Origin of the sequence: Nostocoides sp. (assembly GCF_037045025.1) — a bacterium.
Classification (GTDB): Bacteria; Actinomycetota; Actinomycetes; order Actinomycetales; family Dermatophilaceae; genus Nostocoides_A.
Genome location: NZ_JBAOHM010000005.1, coordinates 363694 through 388827 on the forward strand (window position 1 = coordinate 363694; position 25134 = coordinate 388827).

Sequence of the window (25134 nt, forward strand, 5' to 3'; positions counted from 1 at the left end):
GCCATGCGTCCTGTCCAAAACCCTGCCTGGAGTGCACTCGTCGTCCCGCTCGCCGTCGGCGCCGACCTGCTCGCGTGGGGCGGCACCGCGCCCACGCGCTGGGGCGCGATGGCGCCGGCAACACTCGCCGTCGCCCTGCTCGCCCTGACCTATCCGGCGCTGTGGTGGCGCACGGCCCGGCCGGCCGCCGTCTTCGCCCTGATGTGGGCCGCCTCGCTGACTGGCCTGGTCGTCCCGGCGTGGGAGCCGGTCGTCGGCCACTTCATCGCGCTGTATGCCGTTGCCCGCCACCGCGATCGGCTCGCCTGGGCGGCGTTGACGGCGTGCGCGGCCCCGGTCGCGGTGAACGCTTTCAACGTCGCCGGTGACGATGGGCTCGCCGCGACGGGCCTCGCCGCGGCGATCTGGTGTGGGGTGACCGGCGTGGTGTTCGCGTCCGGGCGAGCGGCCCGGCGCGCCGATTCACGGGAGCACTCCCTCGGCGTGGCGGTCGTCGACGCGGGCCGGGAGGCTCGGGCGGCCGAGCGGGTCGCGATCTCTCGCGACGTCCACGACATCGTCGCCCACTCGGTGAGCGCGATGACCGTCCAGGCCCGCGGGGCGTATGCCGCCCACCTGCCGAACGGGTCGGCCTCCGACGAGGTCGCCACCTCGCTGCGCGCCATCGAGAATGCCGGCGTGTCCGCGCTCGGTGATCTCCAGCGGCTGCTCGGCGGGCTGCGTTCCGGCGACTCCGGGGGCGTGCGGCACCGGCTGGCCGATGTGATTCCGCTGCTCGACCGCGCCGAGGGCTGCGGCATCACGGTCGACCTCGAGGTGAGCGGGGAGAGCGGGCAGCTGGACCCGGAGGTCGAGCACACGGCATACCGGGTGGTGCAGGAATCGATGACCAACGCCGTCAAGCACGCCGGCCCGGGCGGGCACGCCACCTTGACCCTCGACTGGCAACTCGGCTGGCTGACGATCACCGTGACGACGTGCAACGGCGAGGACCGTCCCCTCCTGCCGGCCGGGGGCAGCGGCTTAGCGGGCCTCGCCGAGCGCGTCCGGTCCGCCGGGGGCCGATTCTCGGCGGACGAGACGACCGACGGATTCCGCACCGTGGCAACGGTCCCGGTGCTCGCAGGTGAGGAGGAGAGCGGTGACCATTCGCGTGCTGCTCGTCGACGACCAGGAACTTGTCCGTACCGGCCTGCGGCTGCTGCTTCGGGCTGAGGAGGGCATCGCAGTGGTCGGTGAGGCGGTCGACGGCGAGAGCGCCGTCGCCGCATGCCGCACGCTTGCGCCGGATGTCGTCCTGATGGACATCCGCATGCCCGGGCTCGACGGCGTGGGCGCGACCCGGGAACTGCTCACCTGGCCGGCGGCACCGGCGGTGATCATGCTGACCACCTTCGGCGACGAGACCGCCGTGGGGGCCGCGGTCAGCGCCGGCGCGCGCGGCTACCTGCTCAAGCACACCACCGCCACCGACCTGGTCGCGGCGATCCGGCAGGTGGCCGCCGGTGCGGCCTGGCTCGACCCGCAGGTCACCGCCGCCGTCCTGGACGCCGCCCGCGACGCCCCTCCCCCGCCGCAGCCGGACGCGGTCGAGGGCCTCACCCCACGAGAGCGCGAGGTCCTCGGCCTGGTTGCCGAGGGCCTGTCCAACACCGACATTTGCGACCGGTTCGTGCTCAGCGAGGCGACGGTCAAGACCCACGTCTCGCGCCTTCTCATGAAAACCGGCGCCCGCGACCGCGCTGCTCTGGTCGCCCTGGCCTATCGCACCGGCTTTGCCCGGGCGGGCACGGCCGCTCGTCGCAGGAAGGACCCGCCCGGCGGATTGTCAGCGGAGACCGCCTAGCGCCCCGCGGGAGCGGCCCGGCAGGATGGCGACATGAGCGATGGAGCCTACGCAGCGGCATACGAGCAGAGCCTGACCGACCCGGATGCCTTCTGGGGGGAGGCGGCCACGCGGATCGAGTGGATGACCCCGCCGACGACGATCCTCGACTCGAGCAACCCGCCGTTCTACCGGTGGTACACCGGCGCGACGCTCAACACCTGCTTCAACGCTCTGGACCGGCACGTGCGCGACGGCCGCGGGGAGCAGGTGGCGCTCCACTACGACTCCCCGGTCACCGGGACCAAGACCTCGATCACGTATGCCGCTCTGCTCGAGCGCGTCGCCAAGCTCGCGGGTGCCCTGGCGAGCTTGGGCGTGGAGAAGGGCGATCGTGTCCTGATCTATATGCCAATGGTCCCCGATGCCGTGGTCGCGATGCTCGCCTGCGCCCGGCTCGGGGCGATCCATTCGGTGGTGTTCGGCGGGTTCGCGCCGGCCGAGCTGGCGGCTCGGATCGAGGACGCCAAGCCCAAGGTGATCCTCTCGGCCTCCTGCGGGATCGAGCCGAACCGGGTGATCCCCTACAAGCCGATGCTCGACGGCGGCCTCGACCGCAGCGAGCACAAGCCGGAGTCGGTGATCATCCTGCAGCGCGAGCAGTCCCCGGCGCCCATCGGCGAACGCGACACCGAGTGGGAGGAGATGGACTGGGAGGAACTCGTCGCCGACGCCGAGCCCGCGGACTGCGTCGAGGTCGGCGCGACCGACCCGCTGTACATCCTCTATACCTCCGGCACGACCGGGCGCCCCAAGGGGATCGTCCGCGACAACGGCGGCCACGCGGTCGCGCTGCACTGGTCGTTGGAGAACGTCTATGACGTCCACCCGGGCGAGGTGTGGTTCACCGCCTCCGACGTCGGCTGGGTGGTCGGGCACTCCTACATCGTCTATGCGCCGCTGCTGCTCGGCGCCACGACGATCCTGTACGAAGGCAAGCCGGTCGGCACCCCCGACGCCGGGTCGTTCTGGCGGATCATCGCCGAATACGGTGCGGTGGCGATGTTTACGGCGCCCACGGCATACCGGGCGATCAAGCGGGAGGACCCCAAGGCGGCGCTGCTGGGCGACCACGACATCTCCCACCTGCGCAATGTCTTCCTCGCCGGCGAGCGGCTCGACCCCGACACCTATCACTGGGCCAACGACGTGCTGCACTGCGAGGTCGTCGACAACTGGTGGCAGACCGAGACCGGCTGGCCGATCTGCGCCAACCTGCGCGGGCTGGACCCGATGCCGATCAAACCCGGCTCGCCGTCGGTGCCCGTCCCCGGGTATGACGTGCAGGTCCTCGACGAGGTCGGCGCTCAATGTGACCGCGGCAACGACGGCGCGATCGCGATCAAACTGCCGATGCCGCCCGGGACGCTGCCGACGCTCTGGCAGGACGACGACCGCTACGTCTCCGGCTACCTGTCGGTCTACGAGGGCTACTACCTGACCGGCGACGGCGGCACGATCGACGAGGACGGCTATGTCTATGTTATGGGCCGCACCGATGACGTCCTCAACGTCGCCGGGCACCGGCTCTCCACCGGCTCGATCGAGGCGGCGCTGGCCGGCCACTCGGCCGTCGCCGAATGCGCCGTGATCGGTGTCCGGGACGACTTCAAGGGGCAGATCCCGCGCGGGCTGGTCGTGCTCAAGGGCGGCATCGACGCCGCCCTCGAGGGCGAGAAGATCTGCGCCGAACTCGTGCAGCGGGTGCGCGACGAGGTCGGTGCCGTCGCCTCGCTCAAGCAGGTCGACATCGTCGCCGCGCTGCCCAAGACCCGCTCCGGCAAGATCTTGCGCAAGACCATGCGGGAGCTGGCCGACGGCAAGACCCCGACGATCCCCGGCACGATCGAGGACGCGAGCGTGCTGGACGCGCTGGCGCCGACCCTGCGGCATACCGTGCACTGAGGCTATCCACAGGGGCGCCGGAGCCAGCCGCGGCAGTTGTCCACAGGCTGGTCGGCGGCCCGGGGCCGGCCCGGGTCGGCGCAGGCATCCTGGTTGGTATGCCGCGCTTTCCCGGGCCACCACCGCTCCCGCGGGTGTACTGCTCGCGTGACTACACGACCGCGCAGTTCCGCGCCCTCGTTGCGGATCTCGGCCTGGTTCGGGTCGGCTGGGGCGGCTACATCGTTGCCCCGACCGGGCCGCGCTGGGAGCAGGACAACCAACGCGCGCTCGGCGCCATCGTCTCGATGCGCGGGCGGCTGGCTCCCGACACGGCGATCTGGGGCCCCTCCGCGGGGTTGCTGCACGGGTGCTGGCTGGGTGAGTCGCCGGGCGAGAGCGGCGTGCGGGTGGGTGCCGGTCTCGCGCGGCTTACCCCCGCCGATCTGTCAGTTCCCGGTTCCCGTTGGCGGGCGACTGTTCTACCTCGACCTCGGGTGGGAGCTGGCGGTCCGGGACTGGGGTCCGCGTGAACCCGGGCGGTTGTTCTCGCCCACGGGCCGGGTGATCCTCGGCGAGGAATATGACGGTGAGGAGAAGTACCGTCCCGCCGACCCAGCGGATCCGCTCGTGGCCGTGATGCGCGAAAAGGACCGGGAAGACCCTCCGTCGCGAAGGCGGGGCGTTCTTGAAGCGACGGCGCAGGCAGCACCTCACCGATCCCGATGCCCTGTATGCCGCCATCGCTGCCCGCTTCCCGCGCCGGGTCGTCGCGGCCGCGCGCCCGGTGCCGGGGCTGATGGCCTCCCGGCTGCCCACCCGGGTGAGCTCCGCACGATGTCACCGAAGGTAGGCGTCGGCAGAGGTCGGGCCGTTTTGCGCGACCTCTCGGGCGCCCCTAGCTGGTCAGCGGCACCACGACGGTCTTGGCCACCGTGGCGGAGGTGTTGCCGCGACGGTCGGTGGCGACCGCCGCGACGGCATACTCGCGGCCGGGGAGGGTGGCCGGGAGCGTATAACGCCAGGCCGACGCGGAGTCGCTGCCCCAATAGATGCCGGCGTTGACATAGGGCGCGGCGACCCAGGTGCCGAGCAGGCCGTTGAAGTATTTCCCGGTCACCGTGTCCTGGACCTGGACCCCGATCGTCGCGATGCCGCTGGCGTCGGACACATAGCCGCCGACGCGCACCTGGCCATCGACGACACCCGAGCCGGAGAACACCGACATCGAGGGCGGGACGCTTTCGGCCGCGGGCGGCGCGGTCGGGGCAAAGACGTCCACCCGCCCGTTCATCATGTCCATCACATAGAGGTTGTCGCTGGAGTCCAGGGCCACCCCCGATGGCGTATTGACCTGGCCGAAGCGGGCGCCCTTGGTGGCGATCGTCCCGCGTGCGGCATAGGTCTTCTTGTCGAACACCTGCACGGTGTTGGCGGTCGTGTTGGCGACATAGACGCTGTCGCGGCGGATGGCGATGCCCCAGCCGAGCCCGGTCAGCGGGATCGTCTTGATGATCGTGCCCGACGGCGACAGCACATACATCTCGTTCTTGGTGTCGCTGGTCAGCCAGACATTGTGCGACTCGGCGTCGACGGCGACGCCCCGCAGCCAGCCGACCGTCGAGGTCCACGACCGCACCTGCTTGCCGGTCGCCGGGTCATAGACGCGCAGCGCGCCGGGGTGGCGCTCGACGGCATACAGATATCCGTCGGCGTTGTATTCGACGTCGTTGATGAACCGCGGGGTCTTGATCACCCGCACGACCGAGTCGAAGTCGGCCGAATAGCCGACGAGGTAGGGCGCGCCCTCGTAGTTGGCCACCCACGTCGTGCCCCTGGTGTCGACGGTCACCCCCTTGGGGTAGTTCATCCCCTCCGGCGCGGTCGAGCCGCGCCGGCCTTGGACATCGAGCAGGGTCCCGTCGGCGCCGAAGCGCTGCAGCTGCTGACCCCAGGCGTCCACGGTGACCAGGCTGGCGTTGGTCGGGTCGATGGCCAGCCCCCGGGCCTGGGCCAGCCCGCCCTTGCCCATCGGCATCGGCGGGTCGGGGAAGAGCCGCACGAACGCCCCGGCCGTCGTGAACTGCTGGATGCGCTGGAGGCCGTAGTCCGCGGCATACAGCTGGCCGTCGGGGGTGATCGTGATCTGCCGGGCGCCGTCGCCGAACTTGCCCGGACCGGTGCCCGGCCCGGCGAAGGTGCGCAGGTGCTTGCCGGTCTTGTCGAAGCCTTCGATCGTGCCCAAACCGGACTGCGCGACAAAGACATTCCCGGTGCCGGGCTCGATCGCGATGCCTCGGATATCGCTGCTCAGTACCCCGTCGCCGAAGTCGAACTTCCACACGCCCTTGGGCGAATAGACGTGCACGACGTCGTGCCCGGTGTCGACGATATAGGCGTTGTTGGCGGCGTCGGTGGCGATCCCCGTGAGCATCCCAAAACGGCCCGGACCGTCGCCCTTCTTGGCGATCGTCAGCACCGCGGTCGCCGAGCGCGCCGCGTCGTCGATGCGATAGCGGGTCACCCGCCCGCCGCGGAAGGCCGACGGCACCCACAAGAAGCCGTTCTTGTCCACGGTCAGCCAGGTCGTCTCGAACGGGATGTCCAGTCCATACATGAACACCCCGGACTTGTCGTACTTGGCCACGTCATAGACGCGGCCCGACCCGGTGAGCGCGAGATAGATCGCCCCGTCGCGCGGGTCGACGGCCAGCGCCGAGGCGACACCGGCGATCGAGTCGCCGGGGTTGACCAGGTCGCCGAGGTAGCGCCCATCACGGGTATAGCGCCGCACCTGGCTGGTGAGGTAGTCGCCGACGAGGATCTCGTCGCTGACCGGATTGTGCGCGATCCCCCACGCCGAGATCGCCGGAAAGGACGGGCCGGCGATGATCCGCGTGGGCAGATAGCTGCTCGGGCTCGGATCCGCCGCGGCCAGACCCGGACCAGCCGTCGCGGCGCTCCCGGCGGCCAGCGCCAGTGCGCCAGTCAGAGCGAGTGCCGGCAGCTTGCGGCGGGGTGACATGAGACGTCCTCTCTCTCGGCGTGGCGACCTGCCAGGCTGGCCGGCGTGACCGGGGTGCTGGACGGATTCGCCACCATCGCCCTGGTCATCGCCGTCGGTGCTGCGCTCGCGCACTGGCGCGTACTCGACATGAGCGTTCAACGAGTTCTCGCTCATGTCGCCTTTCACGTCGGTGGCCCCGCGTTGATGGTCACCGTCATGTCCCGCACCGACATCCACGGCATGCTATCGCTCAATCTTGTGGCCACCGTGGCAGGCGTGGCCGTCCCGGCCCTCGCGTATGCCGTTGCCGCTCACCTGATCTGGCGGCGCGGGCTCGGCGAGACGGTGATCGGCACCTTTGCCGCGTCCTACGTCAACGCGGGTAATCTCGGTATCCCGATCGCGACCTATGTCCTCGGCGATGCGGCCCTGGTCGCGCCCACACTCTTGCTGCAGTTGCTGATCCTGCAGCCGCTCGGGCTGACCCTGCTCGACGTCGACCGCTCCGGCGGCGGCCTGGCCTGGCGGCAGGTCCTGCGGCGCCCGGTCACCAACCCGCTGACCCTGGGCACGCTGGCCGGGCTCATCCTCTCGCTCACCGACACGACGCTGCCGCGGCCGATCGCCGCGCCGATCGCGTTGATCGGCGGGCTCGCGATCCCGGCGATGCTGCTCGCCTTCGGCATCTCGCTGCGCCTTGGCCCGCGCTTCGGCGGCGCGTCCCTGGCCGAGCTTGCCTACACCGCCGCGCTCAAGTCGCTGGTCCAACCCCTGATCGCGTATGCCGTGGCGCGCTTCGCGCTCGGCATGTCCGGTGCCGCTCCGCTCGCCGTCACCGTCACCTCGGCGCTGCCGACTGCGCAGAACATCTTCACCCACGCGACCCGTTATCAGCGGGCCGAGGCCCTGGCCCGGGACACGATCCTGGTCACCACCATCGCCTGCCTGCCGATCACCGTGCTGATCGCGGCGGCGCTCGGCTGAGCCTCTGCCCTTCACCCCCGCTCGCCCGCGGCCCGCCCGACGAAATAGTCGCGCTCGGCGTCGGTCCGCGCGCAGGCGGCGGCCCGCTCCCAGGCCGCCGCCGCGTCCGTATGCCGCTCCAACAGCCCGAGCAGCCGCGCCCGCCCGGCGTGCGCATAGGGGTAGCGCTCCAGGGCGGGGCCGGCGATCGCCAGCACCTCCTCCAGGTCGGCGAGGCCCGCGTGCGGGCCGGCGATCTCGGCGACGGCGAGGCAGCGGCCGAGCGCAACCACGGGGCTCGGCTCGCGAGCCAGCCACAGGTCATACAGGGCGATGACGGCGAGCCAGTTCGTGGCGGCATACGAGCTGGCGAAGCTGTGCTCGGCGCCGATCCGCGCCTCCAGCGCGAGCGGCCCGGAACTCGGCGAGGGCGGGTCGAGCCCGGCGAGCACGGTCGCGGCTTCGGCGAGCAGCGCCCGGTCCCAGGCGGTGCGGTCGGCGTCGGGCAGCAGGGTCTGGCGGTCGGCGGCGTCGACCCGGGTGGGGGCGCGGGCCTCGGTCAGCAGCAGCAGCGCGAACAGCCCGGCGCACTCCTGGTCGCCGAGGCGGTGCAGATAGAGGGTGTGGGCCAGGCGCACGGCATACCCGGCGAGGGCATTGCCGCGCAGCGCAACGCCGTGTCCGGCGGTGTGCCCGAGGCCATAGGCCAGCCGCACCGCCGCGCGGATGGCCGGCATCCGCTCCTCCAGGACGACGTCGTCGGGCAGGGCGAGGTCGCCGGGCCGCAGCCGGGCCTTGGCGCGGGTCAGCCGGGCGGCCATCGTGGCCGGGCTGACCAGGAAGGCGGCGGCGATGGCGGCGGTCGGCACGCCGCAGGCCAGCCGCAGGGTGAGGGCCAGCTGGGCCTCCGGCGCCAGGCCGGGGTGGCAGCACAAGGCGAGCAGCCGGACGTCGTCGTCGGCGAAGAGATCGCTCTCGGGCAGGTACCCGGCCGCGGGCACCTCGGCGGCGAGCAGGGCGAGCTTGGCCCGGCCGGTCGCCGCCCGCCGGACCAGGTCGACGGCGCGGCGGCGGGCGACGGTGAGCAGCCAGGCTTCCACCGAGCGCGGCACGCCATCGCGCGGCCACTGCTGCAGCGCGAGTTCGAAGGCGTCGGCGCAAGCCTCCTCGGCGAGCGCGAGATCGCCGGTGGCGCGCAGGGTCCCGGCGAGCAACCGGCCCCAGCTGCGGCGGTGGGCCTGCTCCGCCGCAGCCGCGGCCTCGTCGGGCATTGGTCCCGGTCCGTCAGCCCTGGTCGAATTCCCAGACCGGGCGGATCTCGATGTAGCCGTGCGGCGCCGGGCACAGCTTGGCCAGCTCGAGGGCCTGGGCGTCGTCGGCGGCCTCGATGACGTAGTAGCCGCCGAAAACCTCCTTCAGGTCGGGGGTGGGGTTGTCGATCGCGGTGACCGCGTCGGTGCGGGTGCCGCGCAGATAGGTCGCGGTCGCGGACGGCTGCAGCGCCTCGCCGCCGAGGATCTCGGCGCCGGCCTCCGTGACCGCGGCCGAGAACTCGTCATGCATGGCCATAACCTCGGCAAAGAGGGTGGCGTCGGGGTCGGGCGCGGCATACGGGGCCTCGGCCTCGCTGATGAGGAAGAGGTATTTCGGCATGGTGGTGGCTCCTTCTCTGGCGTCCCCGGCGGGGCCGCTCACCCGTAGTCGAATGGCGCGCGGGAGGATTCGACAGCGGCGGCCGAGGAATCGTCGCGGCTCAGCGCTTGCGGCGGGCGGTGCCAAAAATCGAGCGGGTGATCTCGCGGCCGATGACGGTCCCGGCCGAGCGCAGCATCGACTTGAACGCGCTCGACTTGACGACGCTCTCGACCAGGCCCGGGTCGTCCTTGTCGGCGGCCGCGCGCGGCGCCGGCTTGGGCGTGGGCGCCGGAGCGTCCTGCGGGGCGGGCGCGTCCTGGGGGGCCGGCGCCTGCTGCAGTCGCTTCTGCAGGATCTCGTATGCCGATTCGCGGTCGGCGACCGCGGCATACTTGCTCGCCATCGGGGAGGCGGCGATGGTCTGTTTGACGAGCGCCGGGTCGGAGGGCGCCATCAGCGACTGCGGGGCGCGCATCATCGTCCAGGCGACCGGGGTCGGGGCGCCCTTCTCCGACAGCACGGTGATGACGGCCTGGCCGGTGCCGAGTTCAGTGAGCAGCTTTTGCAGGTCGTATTTGGTGTGCGGGTAGGTCGAGACGGCCGCCTTGAGCGCCTTGGCGTCCTCGGGGGTGAAGGCGCGCAGCGCGTGCTGGACCCGGTTGCCGAGCTGGGCGAGCACGTCGCGGGGGACGTCCTTCGGTGACTGGGTGACGAAGAAGACGCCGACGCCCTTGGAGCGGATCAGCCGCACGGTCTGCTCGATGGCTTCCTGGAAGGCCGTGGAGGCGTCGGCGAAGAGCAGGTGGGCCTCGTCGAAGAAGAACACGAGTTTGGGTTTGTCGAGGTCGCCCACCTCGGGCAGATCGTGGAAGAGGTCGGCGAGCAGCCACATCAAAAAGGTCGAGAACAGCGCCGGCCGGTCCTGCACGGCGGGCAGCTCGAGGCAGGTGATCAGCCCCTTGCCATCGGCGGCGGTGCGGATGAGGTCGCGAGTGTCGAACTCGGGCTCGCCGAAGAAGATGTCGGCGCCTTGGTCCTCGAAGGCGATCAGCTCGCGCAGGATCACCCCGGCCGTCGCCTTGGACAGGCCGCCGAGATCCTTCAGCTCGGGTTTGCCCTCGTCGGAGTTGAGGAAGGAGATGACCGCGCGCAGGTCCTTCAGGTCGAGCAGGGCCAGGCCGTTCTTGTCGGCATAGTGGAAAACGAGGCCGAGGCTGGACTCCTGGGTCTCGTTGAGCCCGAGGACTTTTGACAGCAGCGTCGGGCCGAAGGCGGTGATCGTCGCGCGGATCGGGATGCCGTCGCCCTGGCCGCCGAGAGATAAAAACTCGCTTGGGTATGCCGTGCCGACCCACTCCTGCCCGATCGACGCCGAGCGCTCGGCGATCTTGGGGTTGCTCGCGCCGGCGGTGGCCAGGCCGGACAGGTCGCCCTTGATGTCGGCGAGGAAGACCGGCACCCCGTTGCCGGAGAGCTGCTCGGCCATCAGCTGCAGCGTCTTGGTCTTGCCGGTGCCGGTGGCGCCGGCGACCAGGCCGTGCCGGTTCATGACGGCGAGCGGGATGCGCACCGGCGCATCAGGGTAGACGACATTGTCGACGACCGCGGCGCCGAACTGGATGGCCGGCCCGGTGAACGCATAGCCGTCGCGAATCGTGGCGGTCAGCGGGTTGTCGGCGGCCGAGTTCTCCGCGGGAGCATCCGCGGCGGCGGCAACCGAATCGGCCGCAGCAGCGTCTATCGAGGCAGGGGCACCCGCCCCGGCATCGGTCGCGCCCGCGGGCGGTGTCTGGGAGGGTGTCTCGGTCACGCACGTCAATGTATCTCGCGTGCGTGCGCGGTGAGTCGAGCCTGTCGTCCGCGCCCTGGCGGGTGAGCGCATGCTTGACTATTCGTCACGACCAGCGGGCGCGGAGCAAAGGAGACCGACCACACGATGGCCAGCCCCATCACCGCCGGCGCGAGCACGCGCTGGCGCCGGATCCGCGCGGGCCTGACCTTTGTGGTGATCTTGGCGTTCTTGGCCATCGCGTTCTACCAGGCGGTCCACTACATCCGCAACGAGGACGGCAAGGCATCGGCCGCGCCGACCCCGTGCACGGTCGCCGCCAACAGCAAGGAGGCCGCGCCGGCCGATGTCACGGTCAACGTCTACAACGCGACAGCGCGCGCCGGCCTGGCCGCCGACGTCGCCGCGGAACTCAAGCGGCGCGGTTTCGTCCTCGGCAAGGTCACCAACGACCCGCTGAAGCGCACGATCACCGGCGCCGCCGAGGTGCGTTTTGGCAAGAACGGCAACAAGGAGTCGCTGACGATTGCCCACCTGGTCTCGGGCTCGAAGCGCAAGCTCGACAAGCGCAAGTCCGCCACCGTCGACCTGGTCATCGGCAATGCCTTCGTCGAACTCAAACCGGCCCCCACCTGCGCGCCGAGCAAAGACGAGTGATCGCGTGGTGTGGGATCCGGTCAGCGCAGCGTGGTCGCCATCCTCATCCGTGAGGCAGCGGAACTCCCGCGCGGCTGTCCGTAGTGGTAGCGACAGGCGGCGATCCGGATCTGGCCGTCCGCGAGCTTGCGGACGAGGTGGTGCTCGTGGGTGATGCGACGTGACCAGTACCCCGCAACGTCATGCTTGAGCGCCTCGGGCTTGCCGGTCCCGTCAGTCCCGCTTCGGACGATATCCGCGAGCAGGACGTTGATGCGCTTGAGTACTCGGCGATCCTGGGCCTGCCACCAGAGGTCGTCCTCCCATGCGTTCTCGTCCCCAGACGAGAAGCACGTCAGTCGGTTTCGACGCGATCGTGGAGTTGCCCCTGGCCGGCCTCGAGCCGCTCCATCGCATCGAGCAGCCGCCGCGCGTGGGCGGGCGAGCGCATCAAGTATGCCGTTTCCCGCAGGGACTCGTAGTCGGCAAGGGAGAGGATGACGACCGGCTCGTGTCCAGCCCGCGTGAATGACGACCTCTCCGGATCGGCGGCATGCTCCTCGGCGCGCCCCCGGCGGCTGACATCTCATCTGCCAGGTCGAAGACTGACCGGCCGTCCTTGAAAGTCGCCCTCGCGCTGTCCTGAGTGAACCTGACGTCTCGTGCTCGTATCAGGTCGGGACCCGACTTTGCGGCAACACCAACAGCCGAAACCGAAACGGAGATCCCCTCGGCAGCGGAGCCATGCCTCCGCGGGACATCACGCGCTGATGCGGACTCGCTGTCCAGCGACGCAAGCCCATGACAGCCACGGCTGTTGCGGCGTACTTCGCACCGGCCGGCGGCCCCGAGAGTTTCCAGCCCTGTGAGCGAAGCCTGAAGTTGACGCGCGCAGGGTAGGAGGTCATGGCCACAGCCCTCGACTGACTGAATCCGTTGAGTTCTGTGAGTTGGTGAGGTTCTACGTACCGGGCTGGGCCTATGCCGTCCAACTTGTCGAGACGCATGAGTTGATCACCAAAAGAGTTCGGGACGCGAACCTTGAGGCTTATTCACGGTGGGGGAATGTAATACAATCGCGACATTCTGATCGGAGCGCCTGACAAAGCGACAGCCCGCTCCAAGAGAAGGTTGGGTTTCCACACTCAAACCTCCAGATCGGACTGTCGCGAATGTATTCTACCACCGGTTTCACCACGACCCAGATCGACCGTCTGGTCGTCCTGATCCGCGACCTGCAGAACGCGGGATATTCGCTGGCCTATCCGCCGTCGCTGGGACTGCGGAAGTCGATCCTCATCACCCTGACCTATTTGCGGGCGAAACAGCACCCAAGACGACTTGGCCGACCGGTATTCCACCTCCCAGCCCACGATCTCGCGGACGATCGCCGCGATGACCCCGGTGCTGGCCGACGCCACCGCCGACTGGATCCCGGTCGCGGACGACCTCGACCCCGAGGTCGTGCTGATCATCGACGGAACTCTGCTCCCGTGCTGGTCCTGGGCCGACATCCCCGACCTCTACTCCGGCAAACACCACACCACCGGTGTCAACGTCCAGGTCGCCGCCACTGGGGTGCCGGACTGTTTTCGGAGTCGGTGACTTTGGTTCTCAGGCTGCTGGCCGGTGGTTTTGGTACCCGTCCAACATTTCCCGCGGGGTCTGGTATCCCAGTCCGGAGTGGATCCTTTGATGATTATAGTAGATTTCGATGTACGCCGCAATAGCCGCGGACGCTGATTTCCGGGTCGGCCACTTCTCCCGGTTGACTAACTCGACCTTGATCGCCCCATTGGTGGACTCGGCAGGGCTCCGGAAAGGTCGGTCGATGGGCCTGTGACCTGGGAAAACCGTGGCCGGGTGACGGCGTGGCACGTGTGACGGATGGGGCTCGTGGGGCTTGGATTGGAGTTACTACACAGCCACTCCAGCCCGAGAGCCCCACCCGTCGATGCCATCGTCCCCAATGGTCGACGCGAACGCCGATGTACGCGCCGATCTGCTCACTGTCCTTGCCCGCGTCCCTGATCCTCGCGACCCGCGAGGTGTTCGCTTCCCACTCGTCGGAATGCTCGCGGTCGCGGTGTCCGCGGTCCTGGCGGGCGCGAAGTCGTTCGCCGCGATCGGTGAGTTCGCCGCCGACCTCGACACCGTGCAACTCGGTCGGCTCGGGCTCGGCAAGGCACCGGTGGAGTCCACGCTACGCAAGCTCTTCGCCCGTCTCGACGCCGCCGCACTCGACGTCGCGTTGGCGGTCTACGCCTGGTGCCAAGTGCGTCAGATCGGCGGCAGGAGAGTGATCGCGATCGACGGCAAGACCCTCCGCGGCGCCCGCACCGCTGAGAGGTGAGTATGTCAACCTGGGCTGGCCCCACTGTGGCGGCTTGAACTGGCCCCAGGCTGGTGGTTCTGTCTTAGTTCTTGCGGGTGTGGGCGAGTCGGTAGCTGGTGGTGCCGGTTTGGATGATGTGGCCGTTGAAGGTGAGGCGATCGACGATCGCGGCACAGAGGCGCGGGTCGGTGAATGTTGTTGTCCAGGAGGAGAATGGCTCGTTCGCGGCGATGGCGATGGAGGCCTTTTCCTCGCGTTCGGTGAGTACTTGGAAGAGGAGTTCGGCGCCGTGGCGGTCGAGGCTGAGGTAGCCGAGTTCGTCAATACAGAGCAGGTCGAGCCGGCCGTAGCGGGCGATGGTTTTCGCGAGTTGGTGCTCGCTGGCGGCTTCGGCGAGTTCGTTGACCAGTTTCGAGGCCAGCACGTAGCGGACCCGGTGGCCTTGTTCGGCGGCGGCGGTGCCGAGCCCGATGAGCAGGTGGGTTTTCCCGGTGCCGGAGTCCCCGATCAGGCATAGCGGGGATCCGGTGGTGATCCATTCGCCGGCGGCGAGGGTGTTGATGGTCGCGGGGTTGATCGCGGGGTTGGCGTCGAAGTTGAACTGTTCCAACCGTTTCGGTCTCGGGAACCCGGCTTCGCGGACGCGGCGGGCTTGCCGTCGGGTGGCGCGGTCGTCGCATTCGGCGCTGAGGAGGTCGGCGAGGAATCCGGCGTAGGAGAGGTGTTCCCGTTCGGCGGTGGCGAGGTGTTCGTCGAGGTCGTCGCGCACGGTGGGCAGGCCCAGGGTGCGGGCGGCGATGGCGACGGCGGCGATCGCGGCGGCGTCGCCGCCGCCGATGCTGCTGGTGCCGCGGGCGTGGGTGGCAGTTCGTGCTGGTATGAGGATTCTTCTTTCTGTCTCAGTGTGTTTCGGTGGTGGTGGCGGGGTTGAGCAGGGTGTCGTAGGCGGTCAGGTCGGGTACCGGGCGCGGGTCGGGCTCGATCCGGGCGGGGAGGGGGATGACGATCCCGCTGTCCGGGGCGGTGGCGGCGTGGCGGGCTTGGACGGCCACGACATCGGGATTGGTGGCCCCGATGGCCAGGGCGGCCTGGATCCCGGCCAGCACGGCCGCAGCCGGGAGGTTCCGGTGCAGCAGGAGCACCTCGATCATGGAGCGGGTCGCGGCCGCGTCGTCGTCGGGGTGGGCGCGGCGGGCCGCGTCCCACCAGGCGTCATGGGTGGAAGTGAACACCCCGGAGGTGCGGGCCTGGGCCAGCGCCAACGCGCCGGGCAGCGCCCCGGGTTTACGGGCCAGCACATCGAGGTAGTGATCGAGCACCAGCACCTGGGAGCCGCGATTGGTGGAGCGGGCATGGACCGCGACCAGGGCTTGCCCGTCATAGACACTCACGTGCTCGTCGTCGAGGACCACCCGCACGCGCCGCCCGACCAGCCGGGCCGGGACGGAGTAGGAGACCTGCCGCACGCTGACCCGGGCGTGTCGATCAACCCGCGGGGTCAACGTGGTCGCGACCTCATACGGTTCAGCCGGCAGCGGCCGCAGCAGCGGCTTCTCGTGGGCGAAGTCGAACCCCACTGTGCTGGTGCGCGATCCGACCCGCCGGGCATCGTCGGCGGTGTCGTACCCGGCCAACAACGCGTTCAGCTCCCCGACACTGGTCACCGCCGGGACCGGGACCAGATGGGTACGGCGGAACCGGCCGCCCTCACCCTCGACACCGCCCTTCTCGTGGGCGCCGTCGCGGCCAGGACGGCAGTAGAAGGCGTCGAAGCCGTAGTAGGAGCGGAAGATCGTCCACCGGTCGGTTTCGACCCTCGAGCGGCCCTGGCAGATCTTCTTCACCGCGGCCGAGAGATTGTCATACCGGATCGCGCCCACCGGGACCCCACCGAGCTCGGTGAACGCGGCAACATGCCCAGCCAGGAAAGACTCCTGCGACGCGGACTGGTACACCCGGTGAACCGCTTTGCCCGAGTACGACATCCGGAACGTGAACAAATACCACTTGACCCGCTGCCCCTGGCAGTCAACCCACAAATCAGCGAAGTCGACCTCGGCCTCCGCGCCCGGTTCGTGCCACTGCGGCACGAACACCTCATCCAGACTGCGGCCGGCCTCCGCGGCGATCCGCGGCCGCGCCACGCGGACATAATCACGGACCGTGGAATACGAGATCACCAGCCCGTGCTCGGTCACCAGCCGGTCCCGGACCCGGACCGCGGTGTGCCGCTGCTTCCGCGGCGCGGTCAGGTCCGCGGTCAACATCGCGTCGATCAACTCCCGCGCCCCATCCAGCACCGGAGCCCGACGCTCCGCCAATTTCCGTTGCGGCGGAACAGGATCCGCCAACGCCGCCCGGACCGTACGGCGATGGACCCCATACCGATCCGCGAGCCCCCGGATCGAGATCGACTCATCCAGCCGCCTATCCCGGCGGATCTGCTCGAACAACTCCACCCTCGACCTCCACACGACCCCGCGCCCCGCTTTCGACTCGACGACACCTGTCACATCGAGCCAACCCGGGTTGGGGCCAAATCAGACCGTCACGACACCCCCACACAGACACACAGGTGGGGCCAGTTCAAGCCGTCACAGTGGGGCCAAATCAGGCTGCCAAACTCAGGTCGGACATCCTCATTCCCGGCTAACAACTCCGCGGCCAGGGTCAACCCGGCCTCGGCCCAGGTCCCCAGATGCGGACGGCCCGCCCGCTGACCGTGATAGTTGTAGGCCACACCCTGCTTCGTCGGCCCGTACACCTCCACATCGGTGGAATCCAAGTCCACCGTCACCGCGGCGGCCAGCACCGCCCGGCGGGACGCCGGCAACAAGGCCACCGCATGACCGGTCAGGTCCGCGACCGCACCCTTCAGGGTCCCGGAAAGGTCGTATCTCACCAGGTCAGCGCGCATGTGATGGCTCGTTCTGGGTTGCGTGAGTGATGCCTGGTCGCGGCTGCGATGTTGGAGCGGCCGGTCAGCCTCAGGATGCTGATCGCGGTGTTCCGAAGGCTGGCCATGATGCGGGGCAAGACGCCGGTGCGGACCTGGGAGCGGTCCTCGTCGAAGGTGGCATCACGCACCCAATGGACGCGGTTCTCGATTCCCCAATGGCCCTGCACCCACGCGGCCAGGGTGGCCGGTTGTGCGTCGTGATGGCTGGCGGAGGTGATGAGGTAGACCACCTCCACGGACTTCTTCCCGTTCTTGGTGACGGTCCTGCGTAGTTGCGCGACCTGGGCGACACCGACGAACTCGGGCCAGTCCGGCAGCATCGGTAGGTCGATGACCTTGATGGTCCGGGTCGCACGACGGCCGTGACCGAGTTGGGTCGTCCGCGAGCCGACGGGGACCTTGTTCCAGGGCAGCTTCTTCAACGCGCTCAGGAGCGTGGGGCGGTTGGCTTTGACAGTGAACACGTAGTCCGCGCCCGCGTCGAGGATGGTCGCGGCGGTGTCGTCTTGGGTGTGCATCGCATCCACGGTGATCACGCATCCGCGCAGGTCACAGGGATCGAAGCCGGTCAGCAGGTAACAACGCCGTCGCACTCCTGCACGCACAACCCACCCGGCTGCGGCATCCCCGCCAACGCCCCTTGATCCACCCCCACACCCTACCGCACATCTTATCTGATTTCCGATAAGACGAGACACGGAAAACGCCCTGCTCACGGACCGGACACTCACCTACTTGAGGAGGTCTGAGGCTGGCGTAGATCTCGTATTGCCCGAGAGCGGTGAAGTCATCGGATCCCAGTTCCGGGTGTCCTTTGCTCATGACGACGGCGTCTTCGTGGGACAGCTGAAAGCAGACCCGGGAGCGGGCATTGCTGAGCACCGCTGCGCGCATGGCGGGGGTGAGTTGGCCGAGGAACTGATGCGCGAGGGTGAACCCGACACCCAGTCCCCGGGCCTGCGCCAAAGCATCACCGAGGTCCGTGGGTAGGTGCAGGTAGTCCTGCACCTCGTCGATGTACACCATGACCGGATGCCGCTTCGCAGGGTCAACGGCGGTGCGTGACTGCACGGTTTGCCAGAGCGTGGCAACGACGAGCGAGCCGAGCAGCATGGCGGCTTCTTTGCCGATGACCCCACTTCGCAAAGGCACCAGCAGCACCCGACGCTGCGTGAAGACATCTCGCACTGTGAATGCCGGTTCCCGTTGCCCGAGCACGGCTCGGAGGCTGGAGTTGAGCAGCCACGGACGCAGCTTGTTCATGACGGGAGCGATCGCGGCGTTGCGTTCTCCCTCGCTCAGGGACTCGTACCACTCCCAGAACGGCTGCAGCGCGATCGGGTCGGTCACCGTCTGGGTGAGTGACCGGCGGAACCCGGCGTTTGTCAGCAGGAGAGGAAGCATGACGAGCGAGGCGTCCTTCCGCTTCGCGAGGGTCAGCAGACAGGCGTGCAGGATGTCTTGGGTGCGTGGTCCCCATGAATCGGCATACAGGGCTTTGAACACGGACAGCACCGCGTCGGCCACCAGTTCCGGTCGCCGCCCCGACAGGGCGAGCGGGTTCAACCCGACGGGTGCCGGGTCGCTCGGGTCGAGCACGACGATGTCGCCACGGCGGGATTGGGGAATGTGTGCCAGCACGTCGTCGACGAGGTCGCCTTTCGGTTCGATGACGACGACACCCCGCCCATCCGCGATGTCCTGTTCAATGAGCCGTCCCAACAGGACGGACTTGCCGACACCAGTTGGGCCGATGACGTGCGTGTGATGCAGTGCATTGGAAGCACTGACACTGAGCGCGGCGTCGCAGCCGGGAGAAGTGCTCAGCGCGACGACCCGACCGCGTTCCGTCGTACCCGGAGCCGGCGGCAGACGCTGCGGGTGCAGGGCTGGCTGTCCGGGCAGGTCGCTGTCCCCGAGTGGCCACGCCAGCAGTGCGAGGACTTCGCCGGCGTTCAAACGCAGCGGCCAGCGCAGCAGCGGCCGCCGAGCGGTTTGGACATGACCCGGGTTCATGGGCGTGTGCCGCAGCTGCACCCCGGCGGCTTCAGTCGTGCGCAGAGCAGCCAGCAACCCGAGAAGCAGCGTCTTGCGGCGGTCGGGGCTACCAGCGACAACGCCGACCCGGACCGCGCAGGCGAAGCCGTGGTCAGCTACCTTGGCGCGTAGGGCCGTGCGCTTCTCACTGTCGATCGTTTGGCCGTTGCCGTGCCAGGCCACCTCGTACCACGGAGCCACCGCCGAGGATGGGCTCTGAGTCGGCACCGCCAGCGGGATGCGCCGTGGCCCGAGCACGACCTGCAAGACGAGGTGTTCATCACGACCAGCGGCTGACAAGGCGCCCAGCAGCGCCCGGGTGGACAACGTCAGGTCATCCATGCGGAGCGGACGGTGACGCGTGGAGGCTTTCACCTGCCGAGCAGTCAGCGACGGCGCCCGTTGCTCGATCAGGGGCGTGAGCGTCGTGCCGGGCACCAGTCCCTTCAGCGCGGCAATGACCTCAGCCAAGCTGGTAGCCGGCGTCCCGACGAGATATGTGATGACACCAGCGTTCGCGCGGGCTTCGAACACGACGAGCGGGGAGCGTTCGTCACTGGCCAAACGGCGCAACAGCCCAAGGCAGGCTTCCGGGTCCACTGGACGCTGCAAGTGGATCTGGCGCCACACCAGCACCGGGGACGCAAACAGGGCAGTCATACCGAGCCGCCTTCCGGCTGCGTATTGCTTGAGCTGGCCTCCGCGCCGCGGGGATGCTTGCCGTCACGCGTGACACCGTTGGCTTGCGCGACCACTTCAGCTTCGGCCTTGGCATCCGCCTCGGCTTGAGCTTGGGCGAGCATGAGAATGGCTCGCGATAGCTTCCGGTAGTCAAGCGGGTCGCGGCGGACACCCCGGACCGTGATTCGCTGGGCATCACCCCTCCCGATTCTTTTGGTTCGTCGTGTTCTGGACATAGCAATGCCCTCCTTTCTCCTGTGCGGATGGTTAGTGATGCAGAAACGCATCGTGATGATGCCAGTGAGTATGCGATGCATAAACGCATCGGTCAATGTGGCGTCAATGTGGTTTGTCCATTCCACAACAACGACCGGAACAGCCCTACCCCAAGCGGATTCGCGCGATTTCGGCATGTGCATGAACACGCCTGTCGTGGTCGATCCGACAACGAAGCGGGGCTACCACCCGCCCCGCCGGACCCGCCACACCATGAAGGCAACGGTCCCAGCGAGGATGACACTGACGATGGCCACGAGCGGCTTCCATACCTCCAGCAGAAGGCCCACTGCCCAGTTCAGGGCCAGTGCGGCCAGCAGCAGGGTGATGGCTGCGCCAAGCAGCTTGTCCAGCAACGAGGTTGGCTCATAGCGTGACATCAGGCTCAACCTCATTACCCCACACAGCCCAGTTCGGCCGACGCCTCCGAGCGAACAGCTCAAGGTACGGTCCGGGTGAGCATCGTTCGATGATGGCGAACTGCTCCTCTGGCTTGTGGCTGTGCTCCTGTTGCGGGGCGTAGAACCATGAACCTTGTCCCCGGAACCGAATGGGAGCCGTCCCCTTGGTGCCGAGCAGCAGATGCTCGGTCTGATTCCGCAAATACCCACCCAAGCCCAGCCGGGGCTTGATCCACGTCAAGGTCGAGCGGTACGTGAAGCCCCACGCTTCCATTACCGAGCGCCCCGCGAACAAGCTGGCGTTCGTCACCCAAAGCCACAGGTGGCAGGATGCGGCCGCCAGACGAGCCACGGGCAGAGCAGAAATCTTCTCGACTGGCATGAGGGGATAGTGTTGTTCGGCACCACGGCTACCCAACTGTGCGATGTCCCACGGCGGGTCGGCCAGAATGCGGCCAGAATGGTGCCGAAGCGAGCGGCCTCAGCCGACAAGCCTCCAGAGGAGGCCAGCTCGGTCATGACGATCCGCCCGACGGGAACCCGCCACGACCGCCTCGGGACTCATCGAGCAGGTGCTGCATCGCGGCCTGAGCGACGTGGCGCATCCGCCACTCGGCGAAGCGGACTTCCTGCTCCACTCTTTGACGCTCACGCACTGCTTCGACAACCGGCCAGATGACACAGGCCGCCACGATGAGCAGCAGGGACAGGATGATGGCCAGCACGGTCAGGAACTCGGCCATGACCTCACCGGCCGATCCGGCGAGCCGAATCGGCAACGATTCCGGCCATGGAGATGGCGGCAAGGTCGGCGATGGTGGCCAACCGCCCGGAGGCGTGCGGCACCGCCTGAGCCAGCGACTGCTCCATCTGGCTCAGCAGCGCGACATCCTGCATTGCCTTGGCCGCGACCGTGGCGACACCATCGATCTTGGCGGCCTCGACCTCGGCCTTGGACTGAGCGACCGCGACGGACACGCCCGTCTCATGCGACAGACGCGCGAGCGTTCGGGTGGTGCGAGCGGCGGGGAGGAGGGATGGGGTGTGGGGGGTAAGCGAGGTGGACATCGAGACTCCTGAGACAAGGTCGGTTCACTCCGCGCAGGGTGCGGTGAGAACAGCGAAGGCGATGAATACGACGCTAAAGACGCAGGTCAGACCCGGATCCGCGAGTAGTGGTGGGGTGCGGCGTGTGATGTGACGAAGGTGCTTGTCCTACTGGGAGAATCGGGGTTACGAAGCCTTCGATCGTCCAGCGAGGAGAAGCACCTTGTCGATGAAGAGAGTACGTGGTCGTGGCCGGGTGCGGAAGCGGGTGCGGATCGGCGCGCCGGATCCGTCGTTGACCGGGACCTCGGGGGTGGCAGCGCTCGCGGAGTTCATCGAGAAACTGGATCTGGTCGGGCGCCTGGACCGGGGGATCGGTGCGATCAAGGAGCGGGAGCGGGGCGCGACGGGCGGGCAGGTGCTGGTGTCGCTGGCGCAGTGCCAGTTGCTCGGCGGGGATGTGCTGGCCGCGTTGGACCGGCAGCGCCAGGATGTGGCCGGGTCCGCGTTGTCGGCGGTGCCGGTGTTGGCCTCGACCACGGCGGCGGGGTTGGCCCGCCGGTTCGGGCCGGCGCAGCTGGCCGGCCTGGAGGGTGCGGTCGCGGACCTGACCGGTCATGCGGTCGGGTTGTTGCCGGCGTCCCGCCGGGCGGTGTTGGCGGCGGCGGTGACGGTGGACTTGGATTCCACCGATGTGGAGGTGTACGGGCCGACGAAGCAGGGCGTGGCCTACAACTATCACGGTCAGCGCGCGGGCCGTCCGCATCTGGGGACCTGGGCCGAGGCCGGGTTGACCCTGGCCGCGGAGTTGCTCGCGGGGAATGAGGATGTGAGGCCCCGGGCCGCTGACCTGCTGCGCCGGCTCCTGGCCGGGATCCCCGAGGACATCCGCTCGGCCGCGGCCGACTGGGATCGGTTGCGGGTGCGCGCGGATGCCGGCTACTTCACCGCCGACCTGGCCCACGCCGCGGTGGCGGCCGGGTGTGACTTCGCCATCGCCGCGAAACGGAACACCGCGATGTGGCGCGCCTACGCCGCCATCCCCGAGGACGCCTGGGGTGCGGCGGAGGGGATGCCCGGCGCGCAGGTCGCCGCGGTCGACTACGCCCCGCAGGGGTGGCCGCCGCACACGTACACCATCGTGCGCCGGGTCCGCATCGAGGCCGAGGACATCTCCGACGACCCCCGCTCACGGCGCCGGCGCACCATCGAGACGAACCAACTCACCCTCGCCTTGGAGGGCGCGGCCAGTCACGCCCACGCGGTCTCCTTCATCGTCACCAATATCCCCGCCAACGACCACCCCACCGAGCCCACCGAGCCGGCCGAGGCTGGCGCGCCGCCGGTTGCCTCGATCACGCAGGTCGAGTCCTGGTTCCGGCGCCGCACCGACATTGAGGACCGGATCCGGGAAGCCAAACTCGGGGCCGCGCTGCGGCATCTGCCGTCGGGCGACCACGCCATCAACACGGTGTGGATGTGGGCCGCCCTGCTCGCCGGGAACATCTCCGTTCTGCTGCAAGCCCTGACCGGGATCGACCAGCGTCACCGCGCCCACGGCGCCCGCCTACGCCACGAACTGCTCTGCGTCCCAGCCCGCATAGTCCGCCACGGCCGCCAGCTGATCCTGCGGCTGCCACCCGGACAGCAACTCCTGCCCACCGTCCTGGCCCGGATCCGGGCCTTACCCACCGCGGCCTAGCCCGCGAATCCCCCGTCCCGACGACCCAGGACCCCGAAGACCCGCCCACCCGAGCGCCACCGGGCCATCCGCGCTGCCCGCACCCAAAAACACACTGCCACAACACAAAATCTATCCGCCGTTCACTGGCCGCCCAACCCACACGCCAGCTACTCGCGGATCCGGGTCAGAGGACCCGCTGCGCATGGGCCACTACGAAAGCCTCTTCAACGCGCCCGACCTGGTCGCTACCTACTGTTACGAATCACGTGGGACGCTCATCGCGGCCCGATCTGCCTTCCGCCATCGACGAAACCTGTTGTCGTGGACCAGTTGTTACGATCCCGACTTCCGGGACTACCGCCTTGGGAAGGTGCTCCAATACGACATCCTCGACCACATCCTCACCAATGATGACGTCGACGAGTTCGACCTCGGCGCCGGACGCTACCCGTGGAAGTTCGAATGGACTCGGCACTTTCGACAGTTGAGTCCGTAACGTTGGTGTACGAGGCCGGTGGTTGTTCGTGTCCTTCCCGGGAGACACGACGGCCACCGGGCATCCTTCGAGTGAACCCATCACAGCACTCTCGAAAGGATGGTCCCGATGACCGTCGCATTGCCCAGTATCGACCCTGCCCGTTTCTTGGACGAACAGCTCGCGCAGGCGAGCCCGGACTTGATGCGGGAGATGTTGTCCACGTTCATCCACACGATCCTGTCCGCGCAGGCCGATGCGGTGTGCGGGGCGGAGTACCGCTCCCGGGTCCCGGAACGGTCGAATCGTCGTAACGGCTACCGCCACCGTGATCTCGACACCCGGGTCGGCACCATCGATGTGGCGATCCCGAAGTTGCGGGAAGGCACCTTCTTCCCGGACTGGTTGTTGACCCGGCATTCGCGGGCGGAGAAGGCGCTGACCAGCGTGGTCGCGACCTGCTACCTGCTGGGGGTCTCGACCCGGCGGATGGACCGGCTGGTCCAAGCGCTCGGGATCACCGGCCTATCGAAGTCCACGGTCAGTGAGATGGCCAAGGATCTCGACGGTCAGGTCGAGGCGTTCCGGACCCGCCCACTGGACGCTGGCCCGTACACCTTTGTCGCCGCGGACGCGTTGACGATCAAGGTCCGCGAGGGCGGGCGCGTGGTCAAGATCGCGACCATGCTCGCCACCGGCGTCAACGCCGAGGGCTACCGGGAGATCCTTGGTGTCCAGGCGTCCACGGCCGAGACCGGCGCCGGCTGGCTCGCGTTCTTCCGGGATCTGGTCGCCCGCGGCCTGACCAGCGCTGGCCCGGTCGGTCTGGTCACCTCCGATGCCCACGCCGGGCTGGTCGAGGCCATCGGCGCGACGCTGCCCGGGACGGCGTGGCAGCGTTGTCGTACTCACTACGCGGCGAACTTGATGGCGGTGACTCCGAAGAACAGTTGGCCGTGGGTGAAAGCGTTGCTGCACAGCGTGTATGACCAGCCCGACGCTGCAAGCGTGCACGCCCAGTTCGACCGGATCGTCGAGACCCTGACCGAGAAACTGCCCGCGGTCGCCGCGCACCTCGACGACGCCCGCGCCGACATCCTGGCCTTCACCGTCTTCCCCAAAGGCGCCTGGAAGCAGATCTGGTCGAACAACCCCCAGGAGCGGCTTAACCGGGAAATCCGCAGGAGGACCGATGTGGTCGGGATCTTCCCCAACCGCGACGCCCTGATCCGGCTGGTCGGCGCGGTCCTAGCCGAACAACACGACGAGTGGACCGAACAACGCCGCTACCTCGGCCTCGAACTCCTCGCCCAATGCCGCAAAGCCCTCACCCCCAAGGAGGAAACCCCCGCCCAGAACCCACTCACCGCGATCACCGCGTAACCCCGACACGCCCGAAGGATGAAAAACCTTCAAACACCACGCATCAGGACTTGACCT

General features: G+C 68.5%; 27 protein-coding genes and 2 pseudogenes. 12 read left to right on the forward strand and 17 right to left on the reverse strand.

Annotated features, from left to right (window positions below):
• Positions 1–3: 3 nt before the first annotated feature.
• The 5 genes from V9G19_RS04170 to V9G19_RS04190 all read left to right on the forward strand — a co-directional run bounded on the left by V9G19_RS04170 (position 4) and on the right by V9G19_RS04190 (position 4622).
• A complete protein-coding gene (locus V9G19_RS04170) occupies positions 4–1215 on the forward strand; it encodes a sensor histidine kinase (protein ID WP_462284217.1) in 1212 nt (403 codons plus the stop codon).
• Positions 1142–1846 (forward strand): response regulator transcription factor, encoded by a 705-nt coding sequence (locus V9G19_RS04175; protein WP_462284218.1) that lies wholly within the window; start codon positions 1142–1144, stop codon positions 1844–1846. Before V9G19_RS04170 ends, V9G19_RS04175 begins: the two co-directional genes overlap by 74 nt.
• A 33-nt stretch (positions 1847–1879) precedes the next feature.
• On the forward strand, positions 1880–3790 hold the full coding sequence (locus tag V9G19_RS04180; protein ID WP_462284219.1) for a propionyl-CoA synthetase: 1911 nt from the start codon (positions 1880–1882) through the stop codon (positions 3788–3790).
• Positions 3791–3888: 98 nt separating this feature from the next.
• A complete protein-coding gene (locus V9G19_RS04185) occupies positions 3889–4302 on the forward strand; it encodes a hypothetical protein (RefSeq protein ID WP_462284220.1) in 414 nt (137 codons plus the stop codon).
• A gap of 155 nt (positions 4303–4457) precedes the next feature.
• Positions 4458–4622: a hypothetical protein gene (locus V9G19_RS04190; RefSeq protein ID WP_462284221.1), complete on the forward strand. Its 165-nt coding sequence runs from the start codon at positions 4458–4460 to the stop codon at positions 4620–4622.
• Positions 4623–4667: 45 nt separating this feature from the next.
• Here V9G19_RS04190 and V9G19_RS04195 read toward each other — a convergent pair whose 3' ends face one another.
• Positions 4668–6794 carry an SMP-30/gluconolactonase/LRE family protein gene (locus V9G19_RS04195; protein WP_462284222.1) on the reverse strand — a complete coding sequence of 709 codons (2127 nt, stop codon included), beginning with the start codon at positions 6792–6794 and terminating at the stop codon, positions 4668–4670.
• A 45-nt stretch (positions 6795–6839) separates the two neighbouring features.
• Here V9G19_RS04195 and V9G19_RS04200 point away from each other — a divergent pair, with 45 nt between their 5' ends.
• Entirely contained in the window at positions 6840–7760 is a 921-nt protein-coding gene (locus V9G19_RS04200) for an AEC family transporter (protein ID WP_462284223.1), read from the forward strand.
• An 11-nt stretch (positions 7761–7771) separates the two neighbouring features.
• On the opposite strand, the gene V9G19_RS04205 is transcribed toward V9G19_RS04200, so the two are convergent.
• The 3 genes from V9G19_RS04205 to V9G19_RS04215 form a co-directional block, all read right to left on the reverse strand.
• Entirely contained in the window at positions 7772–9010 is a 1239-nt protein-coding gene (locus V9G19_RS04205; protein WP_462284224.1) for an RNA polymerase sigma factor, read from the reverse strand.
• A gap of 13 nt (positions 9011–9023) precedes the next feature.
• Complete coding sequence (locus V9G19_RS04210) at positions 9024–9392, reverse strand: YciI family protein (RefSeq protein ID WP_462284225.1); 369 nt, start codon at positions 9390–9392, stop codon at positions 9024–9026.
• A 100-nt stretch (positions 9393–9492) separates the two neighbouring features.
• Positions 9493–11184 (reverse strand): helicase HerA-like domain-containing protein, encoded by a 1692-nt coding sequence (locus V9G19_RS04215; protein WP_462284226.1) that lies wholly within the window; start codon positions 11182–11184, stop codon positions 9493–9495.
• A 126-nt stretch (positions 11185–11310) separates the two neighbouring features.
• On the opposite strand from V9G19_RS04215, the gene V9G19_RS04220 reads away from it, so the two are divergent.
• Positions 11311–11820, forward strand: a complete 510-nt coding sequence (locus tag V9G19_RS04220; protein ID WP_462284227.1) for a LytR C-terminal domain-containing protein — start codon at positions 11311–11313, stop codon at positions 11818–11820.
• 20 nt (positions 11821–11840) lie between these two features.
• Here the strand turns inward: V9G19_RS04220 and V9G19_RS04225 are convergent.
• Positions 11841–12153 (reverse strand): annotated as a pseudogene (locus V9G19_RS04225) (Txe/YoeB family addiction module toxin).
• Position 12154: 1 nt separating this feature from the next.
• Positions 12155–12313, reverse strand: a pseudogene (locus tag V9G19_RS04230) (type II toxin-antitoxin system Phd/YefM family antitoxin); the annotation flags it as partial.
• A gap of 827 nt (positions 12314–13140) precedes the next feature.
• Between V9G19_RS04230 and V9G19_RS04235 the strand changes: the two are divergent.
• Positions 13141–13404, forward strand: a complete 264-nt coding sequence (locus tag V9G19_RS04235) for a hypothetical protein (protein ID WP_462284228.1) — start codon at positions 13141–13143, stop codon at positions 13402–13404.
• Between the two features lie 9 nt (positions 13405–13413).
• Here the strand turns inward: V9G19_RS04235 and V9G19_RS04240 are convergent, their stop codons facing one another.
• On the reverse strand, positions 13414–13677 hold the full coding sequence (locus tag V9G19_RS04240; protein WP_462284229.1) for an integrase core domain-containing protein: 264 nt from the start codon (positions 13675–13677) through the stop codon (positions 13414–13416).
• A 76-nt stretch (positions 13678–13753) separates the two neighbouring features.
• Between V9G19_RS04240 and V9G19_RS04245 the strand changes: the two genes are divergently transcribed.
• Positions 13754–14152, forward strand: a complete 399-nt coding sequence (locus V9G19_RS04245; RefSeq protein ID WP_462284230.1) for a transposase family protein — start codon at positions 13754–13756, stop codon at positions 14150–14152.
• Between the two features lie 64 nt (positions 14153–14216).
• Here V9G19_RS04245 and istB read toward each other — a convergent pair whose 3' ends face one another.
• The 10 genes from istB to V9G19_RS04295 all read right to left on the reverse strand — a co-directional run bounded on the left by istB (position 14217) and on the right by V9G19_RS04295 (position 21466).
• Complete coding sequence (gene istB / locus V9G19_RS04250; RefSeq protein ID WP_462283542.1) at positions 14217–15014, reverse strand: IS21-like element helper ATPase IstB; 798 nt, start codon at positions 15012–15014, stop codon at positions 14217–14219.
• 19 nt (positions 15015–15033) lie between these two features.
• Positions 15034–16608 (reverse strand): IS21 family transposase, encoded by a 1575-nt coding sequence (istA, locus tag V9G19_RS04255; RefSeq protein WP_462284231.1) that lies wholly within the window; start codon positions 16606–16608, stop codon positions 15034–15036.
• A gap of 74 nt (positions 16609–16682) precedes the next feature.
• Positions 16683–17051: a hypothetical protein gene (locus V9G19_RS04260; protein ID WP_462284232.1), complete on the reverse strand. Its 369-nt coding sequence runs from the start codon at positions 17049–17051 to the stop codon at positions 16683–16685.
• A complete protein-coding gene (locus V9G19_RS04265) occupies positions 17033–17611 on the reverse strand; it encodes an ISAs1 family transposase (RefSeq protein ID WP_462284233.1) in 579 nt (192 codons plus the stop codon). Before V9G19_RS04265 ends, V9G19_RS04260 begins: the two co-directional genes overlap by 19 nt.
• 31 nt (positions 17612–17642) lie before the next feature.
• A complete protein-coding gene (locus V9G19_RS04270; RefSeq protein WP_462284234.1) occupies positions 17643–19790 on the reverse strand; it encodes a type IV secretory system conjugative DNA transfer family protein in 2148 nt (715 codons plus the stop codon).
• Positions 19787–20236, reverse strand: a complete 450-nt coding sequence (locus V9G19_RS04275; RefSeq protein WP_462284235.1) for a hypothetical protein — start codon at positions 20234–20236, stop codon at positions 19787–19789. The genes V9G19_RS04270 and V9G19_RS04275 overlap by 4 nt, the downstream gene beginning before the upstream one ends.
• Positions 20237–20269: 33 nt before the next feature.
• Positions 20270–20467 carry a hypothetical protein gene (locus V9G19_RS04280; protein ID WP_462284236.1) on the reverse strand — a complete coding sequence of 66 codons (198 nt, stop codon included), beginning with the start codon at positions 20465–20467 and terminating at the stop codon, positions 20270–20272.
• On the reverse strand, positions 20454–20939 hold the full coding sequence (locus tag V9G19_RS04285) for an MT-A70 family methyltransferase (RefSeq protein ID WP_462284295.1): 486 nt from the start codon (positions 20937–20939) through the stop codon (positions 20454–20456). The genes V9G19_RS04280 and V9G19_RS04285 overlap by 14 nt, the downstream gene beginning before the upstream one ends.
• Before the next feature lie 64 nt (positions 20940–21003).
• The gene (locus V9G19_RS04290; RefSeq protein WP_462284237.1) at positions 21004–21231 is read right to left on the reverse strand and encodes a hypothetical protein; all 228 of its coding nucleotides are present in this window, start codon (positions 21229–21231) and stop codon (positions 21004–21006) included.
• 4 nt (positions 21232–21235) lie between these two features.
• Complete coding sequence (locus V9G19_RS04295) at positions 21236–21466, reverse strand: hypothetical protein (RefSeq protein WP_462284238.1); 231 nt, start codon at positions 21464–21466, stop codon at positions 21236–21238.
• A gap of 298 nt (positions 21467–21764) precedes the next feature.
• Between V9G19_RS04295 and V9G19_RS04300 the strand changes: the two genes are divergently transcribed.
• The 3 genes from V9G19_RS04300 to V9G19_RS04310 all read left to right on the forward strand — a co-directional run bounded on the left by V9G19_RS04300 (position 21765) and on the right by V9G19_RS04310 (position 25077).
• Positions 21765–23237, forward strand: a complete 1473-nt coding sequence (locus V9G19_RS04300; RefSeq protein WP_462284239.1) for an IS1380 family transposase — start codon at positions 21765–21767, stop codon at positions 23235–23237.
• 109 nt (positions 23238–23346) lie between these two features.
• On the forward strand, positions 23347–23715 hold the full coding sequence (locus V9G19_RS04305) for a GNAT family N-acetyltransferase (protein ID WP_462284296.1): 369 nt from the start codon (positions 23347–23349) through the stop codon (positions 23713–23715).
• Between the two features lie 108 nt (positions 23716–23823).
• On the forward strand, positions 23824–25077 hold the full coding sequence (locus V9G19_RS04310; RefSeq protein ID WP_462284240.1) for an IS256 family transposase: 1254 nt from the start codon (positions 23824–23826) through the stop codon (positions 25075–25077).
• Positions 25078–25134: the final 57 nt, after the last annotated feature.